General features: G+C 46.5%; 21 protein-coding genes, 1 rRNA gene and 1 riboswitch. Of the genes, 21 read left to right on the plus strand and 1 reads right to left on the minus strand.

Annotated elements, in window-relative coordinates; genetic code table 11:
• Positions 1 to 91: 91 nt before the first annotated feature.
• Positions 92 to 207, plus strand: a 5S ribosomal RNA gene (rrf, locus tag CQS04_RS12450).
• 993 nt (positions 208 to 1,200) lie between these two features.
• On the opposite strand, the gene CQS04_RS12460 is transcribed toward rrf, so the two are convergent.
• Complete coding sequence (locus CQS04_RS12460) at positions 1,201 to 2,841, minus strand: glutathione ABC transporter substrate-binding protein (protein ID WP_100354453.1); 1,641 nt, start codon at positions 2,839 to 2,841, stop codon at positions 1,201 to 1,203.
• Between the two features lie 421 nt (positions 2,842 to 3,262).
• Here CQS04_RS12460 and nikC point away from each other — a divergent pair, with 421 nt between their 5' ends.
• The 20 genes from nikC (at position 3,263) to CQS04_RS12560 (ending at position 23,600) form a co-directional block, all read left to right on the plus strand.
• On the plus strand, positions 3,263 to 4,168 hold the full coding sequence (nikC, locus tag CQS04_RS12465; RefSeq protein WP_100354454.1) for a nickel transporter permease: 906 nt from the start codon (positions 3,263 to 3,265) through the stop codon (positions 4,166 to 4,168).
• Between the two features lie 12 nt (positions 4,169 to 4,180).
• Positions 4,181 to 5,128, plus strand: a complete 948-nt coding sequence (locus tag CQS04_RS12470) for an ABC transporter permease (RefSeq protein ID WP_100354455.1) — start codon at positions 4,181 to 4,183, stop codon at positions 5,126 to 5,128.
• A gap of 19 nt (positions 5,129 to 5,147) precedes the next feature.
• Positions 5,148 to 6,176 carry an ABC transporter ATP-binding protein gene (locus tag CQS04_RS12475; protein WP_100354537.1) on the plus strand — a complete coding sequence of 343 codons (1,029 nt, stop codon included), beginning with the start codon at positions 5,148 to 5,150 and terminating at the stop codon, positions 6,174 to 6,176.
• Positions 6,148 to 7,161, plus strand: a complete 1,014-nt coding sequence (locus CQS04_RS12480; RefSeq protein WP_100354456.1) for an ABC transporter ATP-binding protein — start codon at positions 6,148 to 6,150, stop codon at positions 7,159 to 7,161. The genes CQS04_RS12475 and CQS04_RS12480 overlap by 29 nt, the downstream gene beginning before the upstream one ends.
• 61 nt (positions 7,162 to 7,222) lie before the next feature.
• The gene (locus tag CQS04_RS12485; RefSeq protein WP_100354457.1) at positions 7,223 to 7,411 is read left to right on the plus strand and encodes an NETI motif-containing protein; all 189 of its coding nucleotides are present in this window, start codon (positions 7,223 to 7,225) and stop codon (positions 7,409 to 7,411) included.
• Positions 7,412 to 7,479: 68 nt separating this feature from the next.
• A riboswitch (purine riboswitch) is annotated at positions 7,480 to 7,580 on the plus strand.
• 152 nt (positions 7,581 to 7,732) lie between these two features.
• Positions 7,733 to 8,221 (plus strand): 5-(carboxyamino)imidazole ribonucleotide mutase, encoded by a 489-nt coding sequence (purE, locus tag CQS04_RS12490; protein WP_100354458.1) that lies wholly within the window; start codon positions 7,733 to 7,735, stop codon positions 8,219 to 8,221.
• Positions 8,218 to 9,336 carry a 5-(carboxyamino)imidazole ribonucleotide synthase gene (purK, locus tag CQS04_RS12495; RefSeq protein WP_100354459.1) on the plus strand — a complete coding sequence of 373 codons (1,119 nt, stop codon included), beginning with the start codon at positions 8,218 to 8,220 and terminating at the stop codon, positions 9,334 to 9,336. Before purE ends, purK begins: the two co-directional genes overlap by 4 nt.
• 11 nt (positions 9,337 to 9,347) lie before the next feature.
• Complete coding sequence (purB, locus tag CQS04_RS12500; protein ID WP_094944641.1) at positions 9,348 to 10,646, plus strand: adenylosuccinate lyase; 1,299 nt, start codon at positions 9,348 to 9,350, stop codon at positions 10,644 to 10,646.
• Positions 10,647 to 10,657: 11 nt separating this feature from the next.
• The gene (purC, locus tag CQS04_RS12505) at positions 10,658 to 11,374 is read left to right on the plus strand and encodes a phosphoribosylaminoimidazolesuccinocarboxamide synthase (RefSeq protein WP_100354460.1); all 717 of its coding nucleotides are present in this window, start codon (positions 10,658 to 10,660) and stop codon (positions 11,372 to 11,374) included.
• Positions 11,371 to 11,625 (plus strand): phosphoribosylformylglycinamidine synthase subunit PurS, encoded by a 255-nt coding sequence (gene purS / locus CQS04_RS12510; protein ID WP_094944644.1) that lies wholly within the window; start codon positions 11,371 to 11,373, stop codon positions 11,623 to 11,625. The genes purC and purS overlap by 4 nt, the downstream gene beginning before the upstream one ends.
• Entirely contained in the window at positions 11,622 to 12,308 is a 687-nt protein-coding gene (gene purQ, locus CQS04_RS12515; protein WP_100354461.1) for a phosphoribosylformylglycinamidine synthase subunit PurQ, read from the plus strand. The genes purS and purQ overlap by 4 nt, the downstream gene beginning before the upstream one ends.
• Positions 12,292 to 14,520: a phosphoribosylformylglycinamidine synthase subunit PurL gene (gene purL / locus CQS04_RS12520; RefSeq protein ID WP_100354462.1), complete on the plus strand. Its 2,229-nt coding sequence runs from the start codon at positions 12,292 to 12,294 to the stop codon at positions 14,518 to 14,520. Before purQ ends, purL begins: the two co-directional genes overlap by 17 nt.
• Complete coding sequence (gene purF, locus CQS04_RS12525; RefSeq protein ID WP_094944648.1) at positions 14,496 to 15,917, plus strand: amidophosphoribosyltransferase; 1,422 nt, start codon at positions 14,496 to 14,498, stop codon at positions 15,915 to 15,917. The genes purL and purF overlap by 25 nt, the downstream gene beginning before the upstream one ends.
• 11 nt (positions 15,918 to 15,928) lie before the next feature.
• A complete protein-coding gene (gene purM, locus CQS04_RS12530) occupies positions 15,929 to 16,984 on the plus strand; it encodes a phosphoribosylformylglycinamidine cyclo-ligase (RefSeq protein WP_100354463.1) in 1,056 nt (351 codons plus the stop codon).
• Entirely contained in the window at positions 16,981 to 17,556 is a 576-nt protein-coding gene (purN, locus tag CQS04_RS12535; protein ID WP_094944651.1) for a phosphoribosylglycinamide formyltransferase, read from the plus strand. Before purM ends, purN begins: the two co-directional genes overlap by 4 nt.
• On the plus strand, positions 17,553 to 19,085 hold the full coding sequence (gene purH, locus CQS04_RS12540; protein WP_100354464.1) for a bifunctional phosphoribosylaminoimidazolecarboxamide formyltransferase/IMP cyclohydrolase: 1,533 nt from the start codon (positions 17,553 to 17,555) through the stop codon (positions 19,083 to 19,085). The genes purN and purH overlap by 4 nt, the downstream gene beginning before the upstream one ends.
• An 11-nt stretch (positions 19,086 to 19,096) precedes the next feature.
• Positions 19,097 to 20,365, plus strand: coding sequence for a phosphoribosylamine--glycine ligase (gene purD, locus CQS04_RS12545; RefSeq protein WP_100354465.1), 1,269 nt, complete (start codon positions 19,097 to 19,099; stop codon positions 20,363 to 20,365).
• A gap of 119 nt (positions 20,366 to 20,484) precedes the next feature.
• Positions 20,485 to 22,215 (plus strand): adenine deaminase C-terminal domain-containing protein, encoded by a 1,731-nt coding sequence (locus tag CQS04_RS12550; RefSeq protein WP_100354466.1) that lies wholly within the window; start codon positions 20,485 to 20,487, stop codon positions 22,213 to 22,215.
• 13 nt (positions 22,216 to 22,228) lie between these two features.
• On the plus strand, positions 22,229 to 23,254 hold the full coding sequence (locus tag CQS04_RS12555) for a DUF3048 domain-containing protein (RefSeq protein WP_100354467.1): 1,026 nt from the start codon (positions 22,229 to 22,231) through the stop codon (positions 23,252 to 23,254).
• Positions 23,255 to 23,267: 13 nt separating this feature from the next.
• Positions 23,268 to 23,600, plus strand: a complete 333-nt coding sequence (locus CQS04_RS12560; protein WP_094944658.1) for a YerC/YecD family TrpR-related protein — start codon at positions 23,268 to 23,270, stop codon at positions 23,598 to 23,600.
• Positions 23,601 to 23,645 lie beyond the last annotated feature (45 nt).

Here is a 23,645-nt window from a genome sequence, read left to right on the forward strand (position 1 = left end):
CGACGTGTGGAGCTGACGAATACTAATCGATCGAGGACTTAACCAAAAAGATCAATGGAGTTCTATCCAGTTTTGAGCGAACAGGCTCATGTCCAGTGATGATGGCGAAGAGGTCACACCCGTTCCCATACCGAACACGGAAGTTAAGCTCTTCAGCGCCGATGGTAGTTGGGGGTCTCCCCCTGTGAGAGTAGGACGTCGCTGGGCAACACGGAGGTCATCCCGAGAGGGGTGGCCTTTTTTGTATGCTTAGATGTGGAAGGCGTTCGCCCAGAAATGCTTCGGAGATCAGGCGTACCCATAGAGGCGTCCTCTGCCTCTGTGGGTGCGAATGATCTTTGAATGTATTTCTAACGCCTGCAACTCGATTACGAGTCGAAGCGCAACTGACTCTTAGGGCAAGCCTTTTAATGGTAGAAGGGCCTTTCTAGCAAGAGCATATATGGTGGAGACTATTGGTGCAGATACTTGAAAGTGTGGCCGATATTCGAGCAACTGCGGCCGATAAGCTGTCATCTGCAGCAGATACTCAAGGAACTACGGCAGATACTTGTAGATGCGACCGATATTCGAGCAACTGCGGCCGATAAGCCGCCATCTCCAGCAGATACTCAATGAACTGCGGCAGATACTTGGCGATACGACTGAAACTAGAGCCACTGAAGTAGGTACTCCATGCAGGTCTCGACGCAAAAGCGTCATCTGCCGACGTAAACTCGATATCTGCCTCCGTAAACGAATCATCTGCCGCCGATTCGCATAGGACCGAACTACGTCTCGACGCAAAAGCGTCATCTGCCGACGTAAACTCGATATCTGCCCGCGTAAACGCTCCATCTGCCGACGATTCGCCTATGACCGATCCAGGTCTCGACGATTCCGGTCGATCTGCCGACGTAAAATTGGCAACTGCCTCCGTAAGCGTTGCATCTGCCGACAATTCGCATCGAAGCAGCAATCACCGGCCCACTTTTTAGATCACCGCAAGTCATTTCCATAGCCACCCAATGAAAAATTCTCCTCAAATGAATGAATGCCCCAAAACCAGCCCTTTCTAGAAAATCCCTAAAACCATCAAAGCTCTTAAATCCCTACACCTTTTAAGGGTCCTGGAGCCGTTAAGCCATACTAACACTATCCACTTCACTCCAAACAAAAAACCTCCCTCCACCAAGGTGGAGAGAGGTCTTCAAAACAAGATTATTCATTGATTGTTACATCACGAAGTTGGTAGATACCGTCAGTGCCGATATCAAATCCTTGTACGTTGTCAGAAATACCAGTTAGGTACTCTGTGTGAAGTAAGAACGCCATTGGAGCATCGTCAGTTAATAACTGAGCTACTTCAGCGTAGATTGCTTCACGAGCAGCTGGATCTGTCTCACGGCGACCTTGGTCAAGTAGTTCGTCCACTTCTGGGTTTTCGTAGAATGAACGGTTACCTGGGTTCCCTTTTTGTGAAGAGTGGAATAATGCATACATACCGTAGTCAGCGTCACCAGTTGGGTTAGACCAACCAAGGATGAACATGTCGTGCTGGCCAGCAGCAGTTTGCTCTAGGTACGTACCGAACTCCATAACTTCGATTTCAACAGTGATGTTCAATTCAGCTAGAGCTTCTTGAACAAGAACTGCGATTGCTTGACGTTGTGGGTTATCGTTTGTCCATAGAGTTGTTTCGAAGCCGTCTGCCATACCTGCTTCTTCAAGTAGAGCTTTTGCTTCGTCCATGTTGTACTCAATTGCATCGATGTCTTCAGTGTAACCGAAGATACCAGGTGCAAGAGGTCCAATTGCTGGAATACCGTAGTTGTCATAGATACCGCTGATGATAGCTTCGCGGTCGATTGCTTTAGAGATAGCTTGACGCACTAATGGATCATCAAATGGAGCTTTTTCTGTGTTGAAACCAAGGTAAGCTAAGCTTGAAGAAGCTTTTTGGTTTACAGAAGCCACACCAGAGTTGTTGATCCGTTCTACTTCGTTTGGTTGAACTGGATCGATGATATGAACGTTTCCAGTTTCAAGGTCTGCTGCACGTACTTGAGAGTCAGGAACCACGCGGAATGTAACTGAATCTACTTTCGCGCCTTCTTCACCCCAATAGTCTTCGTTCTTTACAAGTTTGATTTCAGAACCTGGGTTCCAAGATTCAAATTTGAAGAAACCAGTTCCAACCGGGTTTTCTGAGATAACAGAACCTGGGTCAGCCCCGCCATTTAATGCTTCATAGTCAGCCTCGATAGAAGCTGGAGACACCATACCGCCACCGTTGTGTGAAAGGTGAGCAAGTAGTGGTGCAAATGGGTATTCCGTTGTGATGTTGACTTCGTAGTCGCTCACAACTTCAACGTTTGTAATCATTTCGAATAAGAAGAGACGTGGAGAAGCAACAGCTGGATCAAGGATACGATCCAAGTTCATTTTTACAACTTCTGCGTTGAACTCTTCACCGTCGTGGAACTTAACGCCTTCACGCAATTTGAATGACCAAGTCGTGTCATCCACTTGCTCCCATGACTCAGCTAGTCCTGGAACGATTTCGTTGTTTTCATCACGGTTAACTAGTGTTTCATAGATGTTAGCCTGAACTACTGAAGATGGTACGTCATTTGAACCTGCTGGATCAAGTGAAGATGCATCAGATAGAACTGCAAGAATTAAATCTCCGCCCTCAGCGCCTTCAGACGCAGTGCCTTCAGAACCTTCAGTTCCTTCTGTTTCTTCTGTTGGTTCTTCTGAAGTGTTTTCAGAATCACTACCGCCTGCACAAGCTGCTAAAACTAATGCTAGCATAAGTGTTAACAGAAGGAACAAAAGCGACTTCTTGTTAATAGCCATACGTGAATTGCCCCCTATACATTAAATGTTTTGAATATTAGAGTGAACATAATATTCAAAAAATAATATAGCACACTACAGAAAATGAAACAAGGCAATATCTTACAATTAAACAATCTTTAAGATAGATGATTCGACTTATAAAAAAGAAAAAAATAATATTTTTATGATTTTCTTGCCAATAAAATACAATTAACAGATAAAATAAATATTTTAATATAGTTCTAATTGCGAATGAATGCGCTTTCTCTTATAAATAAGATGTGTCTAATATAATATTCTTATTATTTATATTTTCAGATTATTTTATTTCTCCCTCTTTGAACAAAATTTCGAATCTAGTCAGACAAGCGTGAATCTTGTAAAATAAGCTAGTCTACGTTTTTGACAGAATAGTTAAATAAGAAAGGGTGCTTACTTCATGAGTGAAGAAACAGTGAATCATCCTGTGACTGCCAAAAAAGTGAATCCGCAGCTTGAAAGCTTCAAACAGTTTTGGCGTCGACTTGCTAAAAACAGAGCGGCACTCATTGGTGGGATCATGATTCTGTTTTTTGTGATCATGGCTTTCCTTGGTCCTTGGATCATTTCCACATTTACAGATTGGGAGCCTAACAAGACAAGTGTGGCTAATAAGTTGCAAGGTCCATCAGCTGAACATTGGTTTGGCACAGATAGTTTTGGACGTGACATTTTTACACGTATTGTATTTGGAATGAAATTGACTCTATATGTTGGATTCCTTTCAGTATTCGTCGGGGGGATTGTCGGAGTAATTCTCGGGATTGTCTCGGGCTATTATGGAGGAAAAGTCGATACGATCATCATGCGTCTGATGGACGTCTTACTAGCGTTCCCTGGTATCCTTTTAGCCCTTGCTATTGTGGCAGTACTTGGAGGAAGCTTGACGAACGTGATTATCGCAGTAGGGATTTTCTCAGTACCTGCATTTGCGCGGATTGTTCGAGGATCTACTCTATCCGTCAAGAAGCTTGAATATATTGACGCTGTCAGAGCCCTTGGTGCTTCAGACTTCCGTATTATCTTTAAACATATTTTGCCGAACGTTATGTCACCAATCATCGTACAAGCCTCGTTACGTATCGCAACCGCGATTCTGACAGGAGCAGGTCTAGCTTTCCTTGGATTAGGTGCGCAACCACCAGCTCCAGAGTGGGGGGCTATGCTGAATGAAGGACGTCAGTATATGTATGAAGCAGGACATGTCGCGTTGTTCCCGGGATTAATGATTGTTGTCGTAGTACTTGCATTCAATATCTTTGGTGATGGCGTGAGAGATGCATTAGATCCAAAAATGAAAAAATAGGGGTGATTAACGTTGACTAAATATATTATCCGAAGACTTCTTCAGACCATTCCAGTATTAATCGGTGTAACGATTTTAGTATTTTCGTTAATGCACCTCGTACCTGGTGACGCTGCAAAAATCATTGCAGGTGAAGGGGCATCCGATCAGACAGTAGAAAACATTCGTGAACGATTAGGTTTGAATGACCCGCTTTACGTACAATATGGAACATTTGTTGGAAACGCAGTTCAAGGAGATCTAGGGTCTTCTATTCGCTCAGGTCGTCCAGTCATGGACGAAATTGGTGCGCGATTCTGGGTTACATTTGAATTAGCATTTTACTCTACAATTGTGGCGGTATTCTTAGGGCTTATTGCAGGAATTATCTCTGCAGTCCGGCATTACACCTTGACCGACGTGACCGTAATGATTATTGCGTTATTCGGTCTTTCCATGCCCAACTTCTGGTTTGGACTCTTATTGATTCAATGGTTTGCAATCGGAAACTGGATGCCAGAATCACTCGAATTCCTGAAGATGCGGCCATCCGGTTGGGGAGATGACTGGAGACAGGTTGTCTTGCCAGTACTGACACTTGGAACTGGTGGAGCGGCCATCATTGCACGTATGACCCGGTCTTCGATGCTTGAAGTCATTGGACAGGATTACATTCGTACAGCGCGAGCGAAAGGGTTGACGGAACGGATTGTCGTATACCGTCACGCTCTCAAAAATGCCTTGATTCCAGTAGTGACAGTAGTAGGACTTGAGTTCGGTGGGTTCCTTGGAGGCGCCGTGCTTACGGAGACGATTTTTGCCATCAACGGAATGGGGCGTCTGACGATCGATGCAATTCGTACACGTGATTTCCCGATGGTACAAGGGACTGTGCTTGTGATTTCAGTGTTGTTCGTAGTTGTAAACTTATTAGTAGACGTTTCGTATCGCTACTTGAATAAACGTATTGATTTAAATTAGGAAGGAGTGTCTCGAGTTGATTTCAAAAGATAATGTACTTGAAGTGAGAAACCTGCAGACGTCCTTCTCTACAGATAAAGGTGAAGTACGTGCAGTAGACGGTGTGAGCTTTGACGTACCGAAAGGGAAAACGATCGGAATCGTAGGTGAATCCGGTTCTGGGAAGAGTATCACATCACTTTCCATCCTCCGTTTACTTGCTGAGAATGGGAAAATCAAAGGTGGAGAGATTCGCTACAAAGGCGAAGATTTGACAAAGGTCAGTGAAAAGCGGATGCGCGAGCTTCGAGGAAATGAGATTTCGATGATTTTCCAAGAGCCGATGACGTCGTTGAATCCCGTATACACAGTGGGACAACAAATCAGTGAGGCGCTGATTTCACACCAAGGAATGAACAAAAAACAAGCTATGGTGCGCTCGGTAGAACTTCTGAAATTAGTTGGAATTCCGTCACCTGAAAAACGTGTGAAAGCGTATCCCTTTGAGTTGTCAGGTGGTATGCGTCAACGTGTGATGATTGCGATGTCACTAGCGTGCGATCCTGAAATTCTAATCGCAGATGAACCGACTACGGCACTTGACGTGACGATTCAAGCACAGATCTTAGAATTGATTAAAGATCTTCAAGAACGTCTCGGAATGTCTGTTATTTTCATCACACATGATCTAGGTGTTGTAGCAGAAACATGTGACTATGTTGCCGTTATGTATGCGGGTCAAGTAGTAGAGTATTCGGATATCCGGACGCTCTTCAAACAGCCGAAGCATCCTTACTCGATTGGTCTATTGAATTCATTGCCCCGTCACGATATTGACCAAGAAAAACTCATGCCAATCAAAGGGAATGTTCCAAGTCCACATGAGATGCCTACAGGCTGTCGTTTTGCTCCACGCTGTCCTGCAGCTACTGATCTGTGCCGTGCGAAGATGCCGGAACTGATGACCGATGACTCAGGTAACCAAATCCGCTGCTGGATCTACTCAGACGAGTGGCCAGGTGAGAAGGAGGTAAACGTTTATGGCGAAACAAGAATTGCTAAAGGTTGAAGGCCTGAAACAATACTTCCCTATTAAAGGTGGCTTTTTAGGTCGCACAGTCAACCATGTCAAAGCAGTAGATGATATCAGCTTTACGATCTATGAAGGTGAGACAGTTAGTATCGTAGGAGAGTCTGGTTGTGGAAAATCAACAACAGGGCGGTCTATTCTCCGTCTTGAAGAACCAACAGAAGGAAAAGTCGAGTTCCAAGGCGTAGACTTAGCAACCATCAGTAAGCGTCAAATGCGTGATTACCGCAAAGATTTGCAGATTATCTTCCAAGATCCGTATGCTTCTATCAATCCTCGCCAGACAGTGGCATCTGTATTAAATGAAGCGATGGAGATTCAAAATGTGTTGCCTGCAAACAAACGCCGTGCTCGCATTGAAGAGTTATTAGAAACTGTAGGACTTCTGCCGTATCAAGCAGACCGTTTCCCGCATGAATTCTCTGGTGGACAGCGTCAGCGTATTGGTATTGCGCGTGCGCTTTCTGTCGATCCGAAGCTGATCATCTGTGATGAAGCTGTGTCGGCCCTAGACGTTTCCATTCAAGCTCAAGTGTTGAATCTGTTGGAAGATTTGCAGGAACAGTATAACTTGACGTATTTGTTCATCTCGCATGACTTAGGTGTCGTACGTCATATTTCTGACCGCATCATTGTTATGTATCTCGGGAAGATTGTAGAGATTGCAGACAAGCACAGCTTGTTTGAAAATCCGCAGCACCCGTATACAAAAGCCTTGCTGTCTGCGATTCCGGTACCAGATCCAGATAAGAAGAAAGAGCGTATTGTGTTAAAAGGGGACGTTCCGTCTCCGATTGATCCGCCAGCTGGCTGCCGTTTCCACACGCGCTGTCCGTTTGCGACAGACAAGTGTCGAACGGAAGAGCCGAAATTACGCACTTCAGATTTGATGAAGGAAGGCCATGAAGCGGCGTGCCACTACATGGAAGAGATTTCTGCAGGAGCTATGCAGCCGAATTATTAAGTAGAAAGCCTCGCCCTTTGGGTGGGGCTTTTTTGGTATACTCATCAGGTGAGGTGTTTGTATGAAAAAACAATGGCTGGCAGTTGAAGCAGGCGAAACGATTGGAGAAGCCTACGAACGACTGCAAAACAGTGGGTTTCAAATCGTTGGTCGGCGTGAAGTGCCCGTATTTGAAGAAGTGGACGGACAACCGGTCCCACTTCGCCAACAGATTGAATTTTGTGTGATTCGCCTAAAAGACGAACAATGAATTGTCAGAAAAATTTAATGTTCGGTTATTGGGTTGACTCGAACGAGAATGCCTGCTAAACTAGCGTTAGATTGATGAATAGATTTCCCCATATATGCTTAAGAATTGGCTTAAGTGTCTCTACCATGTCACCGTAAATGACAGGACTATGCGGGAAAGCGGCTTTTGATGTTTCGAGCAGGAAAGGTGTGTTTACTGATGGGTAAATACGTGGATCCTCATGAATTCCTCAAATAGTCTGCTTTCGTGCGTATGTCCGAAGCAGATTATTTGGGGAATTTTTGTTTTCACAAGACCGAATGAAAAGGCGGGAACTCATACATGACAGCAAAAGTTGGCGTTATCATGGGCAGCACAAGCGATTGGGAGACTATGCAACAGGCATGTGACATCTTAGAAGAGCTTTCGATTCCTTATGAAAAGAAAGTCGTCTCGGCTCACCGGACACCGGACCTAATGTTTGATTACGCGGAACAAGCACGTGCTCGCGGGATACAAGTCATTATCGCAGGAGCAGGCGGAGCAGCCCACTTACCAGGAATGGTTGCTGCGAAGACAACACTTCCAGTCATCGGGGTACCTGTTCAGTCGAAGGCACTTAACGGACTTGACTCCTTATTATCGATTGTTCAGATGCCAGGAGGCGTTCCTGTAGCGACAGTCGCCATCGGAAAAGCGGGAGCGACGAACGCTGGGCTTCTAGCAGCACAGATTCTTGGATCTACAGATGCTGAAGTCGCTGAGCGCCTTGAAGTGCGACGGGAGAAGACGCGTCAACTCGTTGAAGAAAGTTCAGGTGACCTACTATGAGTAAAGTCATTTATCCAGGACAAACCATCGGCATCATTGGCGGCGGACAACTTGGCAGAATGATGGCTCTCGCGGCGAAAGAAGCAGGATTTCGAGTAGCCGTTTTAGATCCCGCAATGGATTCTCCTTGTGGCCAAGTGGCAGACATCCGCATCGTTGCAGGCTATGAAGACCAAGAGGCGTTAGCAGAGCTAGCTGAAGTGAGTGATGTGATCACGTATGAATTTGAGAACATCGATTACGCAGGTCTAAAAAAAGTGATGGAATATGCGTATGTTCCACAAGGGGCAGAGCTGATTCGCATCACACAAGACCGTCGAATTGAAAAAACTGAAATTGAAAAAGCGGGGGTTCCGGTTGCACCGTTTACAATCGTAGAAACGGTCGAAGATCTGCACCGAGGCATTGAACAACTTGGGTATCCTGTGATCTTAAAAACAGCTCGTGGTGGTTACGATGGTAAAGGGCAATTGAAGCTCACCTCGGAAGGGGACTTGCACGAAGCCCAAACAATCGTCGAGAGCGTTCCGTGCGTACTCGAGAAGATTATTCCATTCACGACTGAAATTTCAACCATCATCCACCGAAATGCAGCAGGAGAAAGCTATATCCTGCCAATTGCCGAAAATATTCATGTCAATCATATCTTGCATCAAAGTATCGTCCCGGCGCGTGTCACAAACGCCATCGAGAAAAAAGCAGAACTAGCAGCGAAAGCAATCGCCGAGCATTTAGATCTGATCGGAACACTTGCTGTCGAGATGTTCGTTGTCGAAGAAGATTTGATTATCAACGAACTGGCACCTCGTCCGCACAACTCTGGACACTACTCGATTGAAGCCTGCAATGTCTCGCAGTTTCACCAGCATATCCGTGCTATCTGCGGCTGGCCGTTAAGAAAGCCAAGATTGTGGGAGTCTTCGGTGATGGTGAACTTACTCGGGCAACATGTTGTTCCAGCAACGAACCAACTGGCGAAGCACCCGGAATGGTCGCTGCATCTTTATGGCAAACACGAAGCTAAAGAAAATCGCAAGATGGGACACATCACTATCATGACAGATGATATGGAACGAACCTTGTTTGAATTAGAAGAGACCACGATTTGGTCCTAGGAGGAAACTAGATGATTGAACGCTATACGCGCCCCGAGATGGGCAACATTTGGACAGAACAAAACAAATACGAAGCTTGGTTAGAAGTGGAAATCTTAGCATGTGAAGCATGGGCCGAGCTTGGTGAGATTCCGAAAGAAGACGTCAAAGTACTGCGCGAGAATGCTACGTTTTCAGTTGATCGAATTTTAGAAATTGAAGAAGAGACACGCCATGATGTAGTTGCTTTCACTCGTGCCGTATCCGAGACGCTTGGCGAAGAAAAGAAATGGGTGCATTACGGCTTAACTTCTACAGATGTAGTGGACACAGCTCTTTCATATTTGATCAAACAAGCCAATGTCATCTTACGTCGTGACATCGAAAACTTCATTGAAATCTTGGCTGTCAAAGCAAAAGAACACAAATACACAGTCATGATGGGTCGCACACACGGTGTCCATGCGGAACCGACAACTTTCGGTTTGAAGCTTGCGTTATGGCGCGAGGAAATGAAACGCAATCTAGAGCGCTTTGAAGCAGCTGCTAAAGTGATTGAAACTGGAAAGCTTTCTGGTGCTGTAGGGACGTATGCGAACATCGACCCGTTCGTCGAAAGCTATGTATGTGAAAAACTAGGACTTCAGGCAGCGCCGATCTCAACTCAAACATTACAGCGTGATCGTCACGCTCAGTACATCAGCACGATTGCCTTGATCGGTGCTTCGATCGAGAAGTTCGCAACGGAAATTCGTGGTCTTCAAAAATCAGAGACTCGTGAAGTGGAAGAATTCTTCGCAAAAGGTCAAAAAGGCTCATCTGCGATGCCTCATAAACGCAACCCGATCGGTTCTGAAAATATGACAGGTCTTGCACGTCTCCTTCGTGGTCACATGGTAACAGCAATGGAAAACGTTGCATTGTGGCACGAGCGCGATATCTCTCACTCATCAGCAGAGCGCGTGATTCTTCCGGATGCGACAATCACTTTAAACTACATGTTGAACCGTTTCGGCAACATCGTGAAAAACTTGACAGTGTTCCCAGAGAACATGAAACGCAATATGGATTCAACACTTGGTTTGATTTACTCGCAGCGCGTGTTGCTAGCGCTTATCGATAAAGGCATGTCTCGTGAAGCGGCCTATGATACAGTACAGCCACTAGCGATGGAAGCTTGGGAGACGCAGTCTCACTTCAAGCCACTCGTTCAAGGAAATGAAACAATTTCAAGCAAGTTATCAGCTGCAGAAATTGACGATTGCTTCGATTACAACTACCACATTCAGCAAGTAGATGCGATTTTTGAGCGTGTCGGCTTAACCAACTAGGAGGGTTTTTCGTGCAAAAAGGTGCTCTAGTTTATGAAGGGAAAGCAAAACAGCTTTTCTTAACTCCGGATCCTGAGGTCCTATATGTCCAGTACAAAAACAGTGCTACAGCGTTCAATGGCGAGAAGAAAGAAGAGATTGAAGGCAAGGCACAGCTCAACAACCAGATCACGGCGCTGTTATTCGAAAGACTAAAAGAGCAAGGAATTCCTTCTCACTTCATCGAGCAGTTGTCTCCGACCGAGCAGCTTGTTCGCAAAGTGGATATCATTCCACTTGAAGTCGTCGTCCGTAACATTGCAGCAGGGAGCCTAGCGAAGCGTCTTGGATTTGATGAGGGCCAGCCGCTTAAGCAGCCGCTCGTTGAGTTTTATTACAAAGACGACGCGCTTGGTGATCCACTGCTGACAGATGCGCATATTGCCCTACTGGAGCTCGTTTCAGAAAGTGAAAAACAATCACTAGAGCACTTGGCACGACAAATCAATACCGCTCTTCAAGAGATTTTTGTTTCTATCGGAGTCACTTTGGTCGATTTCAAAGTAGAATTTGGCCGCACGGCAGACGGTGAGATCCTGCTTGCTGATGAAATTTCACCAGACACGTGTCGCTTATGGGACAAAGAGACGAATCAGAAATTAGATAAAGATGTTTTCAGACGCAATTTAGGTAATTTAACAGACGGCTATTCCATTATTCTTTCTCGACTAGGAGGCAATTCTCAATGAAAAAAGTAAATGTCTATGTCACGTTACGTGAAAGTGTTCTTGATCCACAAGGTTCTGCAGTCAAAGGTGCTCTCCATGCAATGGATTACACGGAAGTTCAAGATGTCCGTATTGGAAAGTTTTTAGAGCTTCAAATTGAAGAAGGCACACGTGATTTAGACCAAGTCGTAAAAGAGATGTGTGAACGCCTGCTTACGAATACGGTCATTGAGGATTACCGCTACGAGATTGAGGAGGCGGTCTCGCAATGAAATTTGCAGTGATCCAGTTCCCAGGATCCAACTGTGATCTTGATATGTACCATGCCATCAAAGACGAGCTTGGCCAAGATGTCGAGTATGTCTGGCATGACAAAGCCGATCTCAGTGGATTCGATGCGATTTTATTGCCAGGGGGCTTCTCTTATGGAGATTACCTACGATGCGGGGCTATTGCCCAGTTCTCTAACATTATGGCAGAAGTGAAACAAGCAGCAGCAGCCGGAAAACCAATTCTCGGTGTCTGCAATGGCTTCCAAGTGTTAACGGAAGCACGTCTGTTACCAGGTGCTCTCCTTCGCAACAAGAACTTGAAGTTCATTTGCCGCACGGTAGAACTTGAAGTCGTGAACAATGACACGATCTTCACAGCAGAATACCAAAAAGGGCAACACATCCAGATTCCAATAGCACACGGAGAAGGCAACTATTTCTGTGATGACGAGACAGCGAAACAGCTAGAAGCCAACAATCAGATCGTCTTCAAATATACAGGCGAAGGTCCGAACGGCTCGGTTTCCAATATTGCAGGAATCATCAATGAACAAGGCAATGTCCTTGGCATGATGCCTCACCCAGAGCGCGCAGTACATGAAGTCATGGGTGGTACAGACGGCTTAGCTTTGTTCCGATCAATCTTAAAACAGTGGAGGGAATCCCATGTCAGTCATGCTTGAACCATCAGCTGAACAAGTGAAAGAAATGAAGCTTTACGCCCAAATGGGGATGTCAGACGAAGAGTTTGAGCTGGCAACGTCGATTCTTGGACGCACACCGAACTATACAGAGACAGGACTGTTTTCGGTCATGTGGTCTGAGCACTGTTCGTATAAAAATTCAAAACCAGTCCTTCGCAAGTTCCCGACGACGGGTCCTCAAGTGTTACAAGGTCCGGGAGAAGGCGCGGGGATTGTCGATATTGGAGATGGCCAAGCGGTCGTCTTCAAAATGGAATCTCACAACCACCCATCTGCTATCGAACCGTACCAAGGCGCAGCTACAGGTGTGGGCGGTATCATCCGTGATGTGTTCTCGATGGGAGCACGTCCTATCGCACTTCTCAACTCTCTTCGTTTTGGAGAGCTCAAGACGCCTCGCGTGAAGTACTTGTTCGAAGAAGTCGTTGCAGGGATTGCAGGTTACGGAAACTGTATCGGGATTCCGACAGTCGGAGGCGAGATCCAGTTTGACCCTTGTTATGAAGGAAATCCACTTGTAAACGCTATGGCTGTTGGACTGATCAATCACGAAGACATTCAGCGCGGGATTGCTGCTGGAGTAGGAAACACAGTACTCTATGCGGGTGCTAAAACTGGACGTGACGGAATTCACGGAGCTACGTTTGCTTCTGAAGAGTTGAACGAAGAGTCCGAGAAGAAACGTCCAGCGGTTCAAGTAGGCGATCCGTTCATGGAGAAACTATTACTAGAAGCGTGCCTAGAAGTCATTAAATCGGACGCTCTTGTCGGGATTCAAGATATGGGAGCAGCAGGACTAACGTCTTCTTCTGCAGAGATGGCTTCAAAAGCAGGGTACGGAATCGAGATGCATCTTGACCGCGTGCCACAACGCGAGACTGGAATGACCGCTTATGAAATGATGTTGTCTGAGTCTCAAGAACGCATGTTGTTGGTCGTGAAAAAAGGACGCGAACAAGAAATCGTTGAGATCTTCGAGAAATACGACTTAGATTGTGTTGCAGTTGGACAAGTAACGGATGACAAGATGCTTCGTTTGATTCATCACGGCGAAGTAGTTGCAGAAGTGCCAGCAGATGCACTTGCAGAAGAAGCACCGGTCTACTACAAACCGAAACAAGAGCCAGCTTACTTTAAGAAGTTCAAAGAGCAAAAGAACGAGGAACCAAAAGTAGAAGACGTCGGGCAGACTTTGAAAACATTGTTGTCTCAACCGACGATTGCTTCTAAAGAGTGGGTTTATGATCAATACGATTACCAAGTACGTACGTCAACAGTTGTTACACCAGGATCAGACGCAGCAGTTGTTCGCGTCCGAGGTACCAACAAAGCACTTGCGATGACGACAGACTGTAATTCTCGTTACATTTACTTAGACCCAGTCACTGGAGGCAAGATTGCAGTTGCTGAAGCAGCACGTAATATCGTTTGTTCTGGAGGAAAGCCACTGGCTATCACGGACTGCTTGAACTTTGGGAATCCAGAAAACCCAGAAATTTTCTGGCAGTTGGATCAATCAGCCGAAGGTATTTCAGCAGCGTGTCTAGCACTTGATGCGCCAGTTATTGGTGGGAACGTCTCGCTATACAACGAGCGTAGCGGAACTGCGGTTTACCCTACACCGACAATTGGTATGGTTGGTCTCGTTCAAGAATTAGAACATGTGACTACACAATATGCAAAAAAAGCAGGAGACCTCGTTTACATCATCGGAGACACGATGACTGAATTTGGCGGTTCTGAACTTCAAAAATTAGTGGACGGTGCGATTTCTGGTCAAGCTCCAACAATTGATTTAGATATCGAAGCACGCCGTCAACATCAATTGCTGACTGCTATTCGTTCAGGTTTAGTCGCTTCTGCTCATGACGTGTCAGAAGGCGGAATGAGTGTTGCGCTAGCTGAAGTCGTTTTCGGAACAGAATTAGGTTTAGATGTAACTCTAGAAGGGTCTGCAGTTACAGCACTATTTAGTGAATCTCAATCACGTTTTGTCGTTACGGTTTCTCCAGAGCACGCAGAAGACTTTGAAGCGGCGATGCCAGAAGCGAAGCGTGCAGGTGTTATTACAGCATCTCCATCTTATACGGTGAAATCTACTACGGGTGAGGTCTGGATCGACCAACCAGTAGCCGAGCTGTTTGCAGCTTGGAAAGGAGCTATTCCATGCTTACTGAACTCAGAGGACTAAATGAAGAGTGTGGCGTATTTGGCGTGTGGGGTCATCATGACCCTGCACCCATGTGCTATTACGGGCTACATGCCCTCCAACACCGTGGACAAGAAGGTGCTGGAATCGTAGCAACTGACGGAGAATTCTTACGTGCTGTTCGCGGAGAAGGACTCGTCAATGATGTGTTTGATGAAACGAAACTAAAAGCTTTGCAAGGAAAAGCTGCCATCTCGCATGTACGTTACGCCACAGCGGGTGGCTCCGGTCTTGCTAACGTGCAACCTTTGCTATTCAATTCCACAACAGGGTCTCTAGCAATTGCTCATAACGGCAATATCGTTAACGCCACCGATTTGAAACGCAGTCTAGAGCGTCAAGGAAGTATCTTCCAAACAACGTCTGATACAGAAGTATTGGCACACTTGATCAAACGCAGTCATTTGCAGTCGTTTGAAGAGCGCGCTAAGCAGGCTCTGCGCTTACTTAAAGGAGCATTTGCTTTCTTGATTTTGACGGAAGACTTTTTAATGGTCGCACAAGACCCAAACGGGATGCGTCCTCTTTCACTTGGAAGATTGAACGGTGGCTTTGTCGTTGCATCGGAAACGAGCGCGTTCGATTTGATTGGAGCAGAAGTCTTGCGTTCGGTTGAACCTGGAGAAATGTTGATCATTGATGATACAGGTGTCCGCTCGTCGTTCTATACAGAAGAGCGTGGACGTGCGATCTGTTCTATGGAATATATCTACTTCTCTCGTCCGGATTCGGATATTGACGGTATCAACATTCATACGGCTCGTAAGCGCCTCGGTATCCAGCTCGCAAAAGAGATTCAAGTTGAAGCAGACATTGTTACTGGTGTACCAGATTCTAGTATTTCTGCAGCCATCGGATTCTCCGAGCAAACGGGGATTCCATACGAGATGGGACTAATCAAAAATCGCTATGTCGGTCGGACGTTCATTCAGCCGTCTCAAGAACTTCGCGAACGGGGCGTAAAAATGAAGTTATCTCCTGTCCGCCAAGTCGTTCAAGGAAAACGCGTCGTCATGGTGGATGACTCAATCGTCCGTGGTACAACTTCTCGACGTATCGTCAATATGCTCAAAGAAGCGGGAGCAAAAGAAGTTCACGTGGTCATCAGTTCACCTCCGCTGAAAAATCCATGTTTCTATGGAATCGATATCAGCTCGGATTCGGAGCTTATTGCAGCGAATCATTCGATCGAAGAGATGCGCGACATCATTGGAGCCGACTCGCTGTCATTCTTATCTGTAGAAGGGTTATTACAAGCGGTAGGCCGCTCACCAGAGTATAAAAACTGTGGCCAATGCCTCGCTTGTTTCACAGGAGAGTACCCGACATCGATCTATTCCGATACAAAATTACCTCATGAAAAAGAATTTGTGCGCTAGGAGGCCCTACCATGTCAAAAGCATATGAACAAGCAGGAGTGAACATCGAGGCTGGCTATGAAGCCGTCAACCGCATGAAAAGCCATGTGGAACGGACAACGCGTCTTGGTGTGCAAGGAACTTTCGGAGGCTTTGGAGGCCAATTCGATCTATCAGCACTTGGCTTAAAAGAACCCGTTTTGATTTCAGGGACGGATGGCGTTGGCACCAAGCTGAAGCTTGCGTTCTTAGCTGACAAGCACGACACGATTGGGATTGACTGCGTAGCGATGTGTGTCAACGACATCGTGGCACAAGGGGCAGAGCCGTTATTCTTCTTGGACTATGTAGCGTTAGGTAAAGCGATTCCAGAAAAGATCGAGCAAATCGTCAAAGGTGTAGCAGACGGATGCGTGGAAGCAGGTGCTGCTTTAATCGGCGGCGAGACTGCTGAAATGCCTGGCCTTTACGAAGAAGACGAGTACGATTTAGCAGGATTTGCAGTCGGTGCTTGCGAAAAATCGGACGTCATTACAGGCGAAGCCATTGCAGCTGGACAGACACTGATAGGACTTTCTTCTAGTGGAATCCATTCCAATGGGTACTCGCTTGTACGTCATATCTTGTTCTCGCAGCATCAAGTGGAGCTTTCGGATTCCGTTCCATTTGATGAAGAATTAAGTTATGCAGATGTTCTGTTAGAGCCGACGCGAATCTACGCAAAACAAGTAGCCGCAGTCAAACGGCAAGTAAAAATCAAAGGAATGGCTCATGTCACGGGTGGCGGTTTCTACGAAAACTTACCTCGCATGTTGCCAAGTGGCTTAGGAGTCAAGATTCAACTCGGCGCTTGGCCGGTGCCTGAAATTTTTACTCATCTTAAAGAATTAGGTCAGCTTCAAGATAAAGACTTGTACGGTGTGTTCAATATGGGTATTGGGTTTGTCTTGGCGGTCGACGAAAAAGACGCGGAGACCACACTCTCTGCTCTTCACGAAATGGGCGAGCAAGCCTTCGTAATCGGTACCGTGACGGAACAACCAGGCGTTGCATTTACAGGGACTCATGATGGGAGTCTGTCCTCATGACCGTTCGTTTTGCGATATTCGCGTCAGGAAATGGCTCGAATGCACAAGCTCTTTACCAGGCGATTCAAGACGGTAAGCTTCGAGGAGAACTAGTAGGGGTGTTCAGCGATAAGCCGGACGCCTTTGTTCTTGAAAGGGCTGCTTCTTGGGGAGTGCCGATGTTTCATTTGGCTCCAAAGTCGTTCGTATCAAAAGAGGCTTATGAACAAGCGTTGCTTGACCAGTTGCGTAGCTGGCAAGTAGACTTTTTAGTACTTGCGGGATATATGCGTTTGATTGGATCCACGTTACTAAACGCGTTTCCGAACCGCATCGTCAACATCCACCCGTCGTTATTACCTGCGTTTCCGGGGAAAGATGCGATCGGGCAGGCGCTAGAGCATGGAGTCCACGTAACAGGTGTCACAGTACATTTCGTTGATGCAGGAATGGACACGGGTCCAATCCTAGCTCAACGTGCCGTTGAAGTACAAGCTACACGAGAACAAACCGAGGCGTGCATCCACGCTGCGGAACATGAATTATACAGAGAAGCACTAGACCAGCTATGGAATGAGGAGAGAATGAAATGAAACGAGCATTACTCAGTGTGTCAGATAAAGTAGGAATCGTCGATTTTGCTAAAGAACTCGTCGAACTTGGATATGAACTGTTGTCTACAGGTGGAACGAAAGCGGCTCTTCAAGAAGCTGGCATCCCTGTAACTGCAGTAGGAGACGTTACCGGCTTCCCAGAGATTTTAGAAGGCCGCGTCAAAACACTTCATCCAAAAATTCACGGAGGGTTGTTATCGAAACACGACGATCCTGCGCACTTGGCACAACTTGAAGAGCATGCGATTCAACCAATTCAAGTGGTCTGTGTCAATCTGTATCCATTCCAGTCGACGATCCAGCGTCCAGATGTCACTCCGGAACTGGCAATCGAGAACATCGATATCGGTGGTCCAAGTATGCTTCGTGCCTCTGCGAAGAACCATCAGTATGTGACGGTCGTAACAGATCCGGCAGATTATGCTGTCGTGCTTTCTGAACTACGAGCAGACGGGCAGACAAAACTGACGACACGTCAGCGTCTAGCAGCTAAAGTGTTTCGTCACACAGCCGCTTATGATGCATGGATTGCTGCGTATCTAAGTGATATGGCTGGAGACGAATTCCCAGAATCTCTAACATTGACGTATGAAAAGAAACAAGACCTGCGTTACGGGGAGAATCCACATCAACTCGCTGCTTTCTATCAAAACAAGATGGGCTCTGTATTCTCTATTGCAGCGGCAACTCAGCTTCACGGAAAAGAACTTTCTTATAACAACATCCAGGATGCGAATGCAGCCATTCAACTCGTTAAAGAGTTTGAGCAACCGGCAGCAGTAGCAGTTAAACATATGAACCCATGTGGCGTTGGTGTTGGGTCTACGATTGCTGAAGCTTTCCAAAAGGCGTATGAAGCGGATGAGACGAGCATCTTTGGTGGTATCGTGGCATTGAACCGTGAAGTGGATGCCGCAACTGCGAAAGTATTGGGCGGAATCTTCTTAGAAATCATCATCGCTCCTTCGTTCTCAGAGCAGGCACTTGCTATGCTGACAGCGAAGAAGAACATTCGCTTGCTGACGATTCCTTTCGAAGAAGGCAGTCAAGAAGCATTCAACGTCGTTTCAATTGAAGGCGGACTTCTAGTTCAGTCACCGGATACAGCATCTTTAGCTCATGCGAATGTGGAAGTCGTAACAGATCGAGCGCCTTCTGATGAAGAGTGGGAAGCGTTAGAACTTGGCTGGAACGTAGTGAAACACGTTAAGTCCAATGCCATTGTCGTTGCAAACTCACAAATGACTTTAGGTGTTGGAGCAGGTCAGATGAACCGTGTGGGAGCTGCGAAGATTGCTTTAGATCAAGCAGGTGCGCAGGCGAAAGGTTCCGCTTTAGCGTCCGATGCGTTCTTCCCAATGCCAGATACGGTAGAAGCAGCAGCTGAAGCAGGTATTACGGCAATTATCCAACCAGGAGGTTCTGTCAAAGATCAGGACTCGATTGACAAAGCCAATGAGTTAGGAATCGCAATGGTCTTTACAGGCATTCGTCATTTCAAACACTAGGAGGAAATCGAATGAAAGTACATGTGATTGGAAGTGGCGGCCGTGAGCACGCCATCGTTCGACAGTTTAAAAAATCACCAAGCGTGACAGAAGTTTTCGCTGTACCAGGAAATGACGGCATGCGTAAAGACGCTACTTGTGTGGAGTTATCCCAGCTCGATTTTCCAGCACTTGTTGAACTCGTGAAACGCGAAAAAATCAGTTTCACTTTTGTTGGCCCAGAACAGCCACTATCAGAAGGGATTGTAGATTATTTCCAAGCGGAAGGTCTCACCATCTTTGGTCCAACGCAAGCAGCTGCTGAACTAGAAGGCAGCAAAGCTTATGCAAAAGATTTGATGCACCGCTACGAGATTCCAACTGCTTTTTATGAAGTGTTCGATCAAGTGGAACCAGCGCTTAGCTATATTCGCGAGCACGGTGCCCCGATTGTGATCAAAGCAGACGGCTTAGCAGCTGGTAAAGGCGTTGTGGTCGCAATGACTTTAGAAGAAGCCGAAGAAGCGGTCCGCTCGATGCTCGATGGCCAGCGGTTCGGTGACGCTTCAGCTCGCATCGTGATTGAAGAATTTTTGGAAGGTGAAGAGTTCTCGCTTTTAGCGTTCGTCCACGATGGACACATCATTCCGATGCCGATAGCTCAAGATCACAAACGCGCATTTGACGGAGACCAAGGACCGAATACAGGAGGCATGGGTGCGTATTGCCCAGTTCCTCATCTTCCAGAAGAGTTAACGCAACAAGCGCTTGATACCGTCGTCACGAAAACCGTTCAAGCGATGACAGAAGAAGGACGTCCATTTACAGGCATCCTATACGCAGGACTGATTGCGACAACTGAAGGTCCAAAAGTGATTGAGTTCAACACACGCTTTGGAGATCCGGAGACACAAGTCGTGTTGCCAAAACTGACATCTGATTTTGGCAAGCTGATCGTCGACTTGCTTGAGGGACAGCATCCGCAAGCGGAGTGGGATGACCTGCAACATATCGGTGTTGTGGTTGCATCAGAAGGCTATCCCGAGGAACCGGTCAAAGGACAGTTACTTCCTGAGTTGCATCAACTGAGAGACGTAGAAGTATTTCATGCTGGAACTAAATTTGCAGAGGCCGATGAAGGTGAGCGCTACTATGGAAATGCTGGCCGCTTGATTCTCGTTTCTGCAGCAGCAACTTCACTACAAGAAGCTTCTGAGCATCTCTATACACAATTACAAGCTCTCTCTTGGCCATCTTGTTTCTATAGAAACGATATTGGCTGGCGTGCAATGAAACATTAACCCGATTTCACCGTCTTCTCTATTGTAGAGAGGGCGGTTTTCCTTTACTTTCACGCTTCACTTTACTAAAGTGCTATGATACACTAGAAAAGAATTGTCTAGAGAGAGGGTGTTACCAGATGCAATACCCGATTTGGAAAATTGAAGAGATACGTCACCAACTTGAGGTGGTGAATGGAGACGGCGCGCCAGATATTTTAATTCAAAATGCGACTTACTTACACAGCCATTTAAAAACATGGGTCACCGGCAACATCTGGATCGTCAAAGACCGGATTGTCTATGCTGGAAAAGAACTACCTGCTTCGACTGAAGGAACAGAAATCGTGGATGCAAGCAATCAAAAGATCGTACCTGGATACATTGAAGCGCACAGCCATCCGTTCCAACTGTATAACCCGGAAACATTTTCGGATTACGCAGCTCAAACAGGCACAACGATGCTGGTGAGTGACAATCTCCCGCTGTTTTTGACGATGGAAAACAAGAAAGCGTTTTCATTTATGGATAGTCTGCGTAAACTACCATTCTCCTTTTATTGGTGGGCTCGGTTCGATTCGCAAACGGAGCTTGAACACGAAGAGGAGCTGTTCTCAACAAAAGCCATCACTGAATGGATTGAACGTCCAGATGTGATTATGGGCGGTGAACTCACTGGGTGGCCGCGTTTACTCAGCGGAGACGACCAGATGCTGTATTGGATGCAAAAGGCAAAAGCTAATGGAATGAAAATAGAAGGGCATTTTCCGGGAGCTTCGGAGCGTACACTGACAAAGATGCGTTTACTAGGAGCAGACGGAGACCACGAGGCCATGACGATTGAGGAAGTCGAGAAGCGGATCGTGCACGGGTATGCCGTCACTTTGCGTCACTCATCGATCCGACCCGACCTCCCGCATCTTTTAAAACAAATCGTCGAAAAGGACTGGAAGATTTTTGATCACTTAATGATGACAACAGATGGTAGTACACCTGGCTTCCATAAAGACGGCGTCATGGATAAATGCATTCAAGTCGCTTTAGATGCTGGAGTAAAACCAGTGGATGCTTATTTGATGGCCACATTTAATCCGGCCAAATACTACAACCTATCAAATTTACACGGAGTTATCGCAACAGGTCGCTTGGCATCGCTCAACTTCTTACAAGACGAGCACACACCGACACCGGTAAGTGTGTTATCTAAAGGTGTCTGGGTAAAACGAGACGGACAGAGACAACTGACGTTCAATGGAACAGATTTCTCCATGTTCGACCGGGGACCACTAAATATCGAACTGGCAGAGACCGATTTCCAGTTCTCGATGCCGTTTGGCCTGGAGATGATCAACGACGTCATTATCAAGCCCTATCGTGTCAGTATCGATACGACGCATGAGCGCTTATCGGATGAACATGACCAATGTTTCTTAGTGCTCATCGACCGTAATGGAGAGTGGAAAGTGAATACCTTATTAAAAGGATTTGCTTCCAAGTTGCAAGGCTTCGCATCCTCGTATTCCAATATGGGAGATATTTTGCTGATTGGAAAAGATAAAAATGAAATGCGCAATGCCTATAAGGCGATTCAGCAGACAAACGGTGGCATCGCCATCAGCCAAGACGGAGCGATTGTTTCTCAAATCGACCTTCCGATTGGAGGCGGTTTGTCGCCACTCATAATGGAAGAATTGATGGAGCAAGAACAGCATTTGAAAGAGACGCTGTCAGAGCTAGGTTTCCACCATGGAGACGCGATTTACACGTTATTATTTTTACAAGCAACCCATCTTCCGTATGTTCGAGTGACGCAACGAGGGATCGTGGACGTATTAAAAAAACAAGTCCTGTTCCCGTCTGTGATGCGCTAGGGGGGAAAAAAGAATGAAAAAATGGCTTGTGTTCGTTTTCGTGTGTTTGCTCACACTAACTGGCTGTAAAGACGAGGGAGCAGTGCCGCATTCAGAACAGCAAGGCACAGGAAGCGATGGACAGTCGGAATCGCTTGACTTCAAAACGCCTCTTTCAGGCGAAGCAGTGGCGGTACAGTCTACCGAGCGACCTGTTGTTGTCACCATCAACAACCATCCGCTGGCTAGGCCTCAGTCGGGTCTAGAACAAGCAGATGTCGTCATCGAACTCATTGCGGAAAGTTCCATCACGCGTCTGCTGGCCGTCTATCAGAGTGAATTGCCAGAGCGCGTCGGTCCTGTGAGAAGTGCAAGGGATTACTTCATCGATTTGGCAAAGGGATACAAAGCATTTTATGTGGCGCATGGTTACAGCCCCGAGGCGAAACAGATGTTGGATGCAGGCGTCATCGACCATGTGAATGGGATGCAGTATGATGGCACCTATTTCACACGCTCATCAGACCGGAAAGCACCGCATAACTCGTACACGTCAGGAGAGGCCATTGAAGCAGCTGCTGAAGAACGAGGTGCGACGCTGACACTTGCTGCGAGTCAGATGCCGAGCTATTCATTTGACGAAGACGTGCAAGTGGGAGAGCCAGCAACTGAAGTGACCATTCGCTACAGTGACGATGCCAACTTTACGAATGTTTATACTTACGACGAGATGACAGAGCGCTATACCCGATCTTCTGGCACTACTACGACAGTCGATGGAGAGACCGGAAATCCTATAGAGCTTTCCAATATCGTCGTGGTAGAAGTCCCTCACCAAACGATTGACAACGAAGGCCGGCAAGCCCTAGATTTAGAAAGCGGCGGAAATGCCTGGCTGTTTCGAGACGGCGGCATGATCCAAGGTACTTGGAAGCTAGGTAACGGCCTCATTCGCCTCTATGCAGGCGACCAAGAGATGACATACAAACCCGGCCAGACGTGGATGTCCATCATTCCGACGGCACGAGGGTTTCAAACTATGGTAACGTATACCGAGTAAAGGAAGGGATTCGATGCAAGTTGAAAAAATTAGAGGTCATCAGACCGATCAACTATTTAAAGCTGTATTAGAACTAAAAGACATTGAGGAGTGCTATCGCTTCTTTGATGATCTTTGTACCATCAGCGAGATCCAGTCGCTTGCACAGCGTTTTGAAGTAGCGCATCTTCTGCGTCTTCAAAAAACGTATGAGACGATCAAAGATCAGACCGGTGCAAGTACAGCAACCATTTCTCGTGTGCGTCGTTGCTTTGATTATGGCAATGACACATACGATGAAATGTTAGGCAGATTGTATCCAGATGAACCGTCATTTAAGCCGACAACAAAAGGCCGTCGCTCGTGACCACAAACAGGTTTCCCTTTAGGGTGACCTGTTTTTTTGGTATAC

The organism is Chryseomicrobium excrementi (assembly GCF_002798305.1).
Lineage (GTDB): Bacteria > Bacillota > Bacilli > Bacillales_A > Planococcaceae > Chryseomicrobium > Chryseomicrobium excrementi.